This is a genomic window from Aeromonas sp. R4-2, assembly GCF_040908295.1.
Classification (GTDB): domain Bacteria; phylum Pseudomonadota; class Gammaproteobacteria; order Enterobacterales; family Aeromonadaceae; genus Aeromonas; species Aeromonas veronii.
On sequence record NZ_JBFODL010000002.1, the window covers coordinates 1 to 1,529 of the forward strand.

Genomic DNA, 1,529 nt, shown 5'->3' on the forward strand with positions numbered 1-1,529 from the left:
GTGTTGTGTCTCCGGATTTGCCTGGAAACACCACCTACGCACTTTCACCAGGACAACCGTCGCCTGGCCCACCTAGCCTTCTCCGTCCCCCCATCGCAATTACAAGTCGTGCAGGAATATTAACCTGCTTCCCATCGACTACGCCTTTCGGCCTCGCCTTAGGGGTCGACTCACCCTGCCCCGATTAACGTTGGACAGGAACCCTTGGTCTTCCGGCGAGGAGGCTTTTCACCCCCTTTATCGTTACTTACGTCAGCATTCGCACTTCTGATATCTCCAGCATACCTCTCGATACACCTTCGCAGACTTACAGAACGCTCCCCTACCACTCACACATAAGTGTGAATCCGCGGCTTCGGTGCCTGGTTTGAGCCCCGTTACATCTTCCGCGCAGGCCGACTCGACTAGTGAGCTATTACGCTTTCTTTAAATGATGGCTGCTTCTAAGCCAACATCCTAGCTGTCTGAGCCTTCCCACATCGTTTCCCACTTAACCAGAACTTTGGGACCTTAGCCGGCGGTCTGGGTTGTTTCCCTCTTCACGACGGACGTTAGCACCCGCCGTGTGTCTCCCGGATATTACTTACTGGTATTCGGAGTTTGCATGGGGTTGGTAAGTCGGGATGACCCCCTAGCCCAAACAGTGCTCTACCCCCAGTAGTATTCGTCCGAGGCGCTACCTAAATAGCTTTCGGGGAGAACCAGCTATCTCCGAGTTTGATTGGCCTTTCACCCCCAGCCACAGGTCATCCCCTAACTTTGCAACGTTAGTGGGTTCGGTCCTCCAGTTGATGTTACTCAACCTTCAACCTGCCCATGGCTAGATCACCCGGTTTCGGGTCTACACCTTGCAACTAGACGCCCAGTTAAGACTCGGTTTCCCTACGGCTCCCCTATACGGTTAACCTCGCTACAAAATGTAAGTCGCTGACCCATTATACAAAAGGTACGCAGTCACCCCGAAGGGCTCCCACTGCTTGTACGTACACGGTTTCAGGTTCTATTTCACTCCCCTCACAGGGGTTCTTTTCGCCTTTCCCTCACGGTACTGGTTCACTATCGGTCAGTCAGGAGTATTTAGCCTTGGAGGATGGTCCCCCCATATTCAGACAGGATGTCACGTGTCCCGCCCTACTCGATTTCACATCAAGGTTGTTTTCGTGTACGGGGCTATCACCCTGTATCGCCGGCCTTTCCAGGACCGTTCCACTAACTTCCAAGATGCTTAAGGGCTAATCCCCGTTCGCTCGCCGCTACTGAGGGAATCTCGGTTGATTTCTTTTCCTCGGGGTACTTAGATGTTTCAGTTCTCCCGGTTCGCCTCTGTTACCTATGTATTCAGTAACAGATACCCGAGTTATCTCGGGTGGGTTTCCCCATTCGGAAATCTGTGAGTAATAGCGTCTCTTACCGACTTCTCACAGCTTATCGCAGGTTAGTACGTCCTTCATCGCCTCTGACTGCCAAGGCATCCACCATGTACGCTTAGTCACTTAACCATACAACCCCAAGAAGTGTCGGTGAAACCG

The 1,529-nt window shown here is 52.5% G+C and carries 1 rRNA gene; it reads right to left on the reverse strand.

Annotated elements, in window-relative coordinates:
• Nucleotides 1-1,499: ribosomal RNA gene (locus AB5Y99_RS00010) — 23S ribosomal RNA — on the reverse strand; the annotation flags it as partial.
• Nucleotides 1,500-1,529 lie beyond the last annotated feature (30 nt).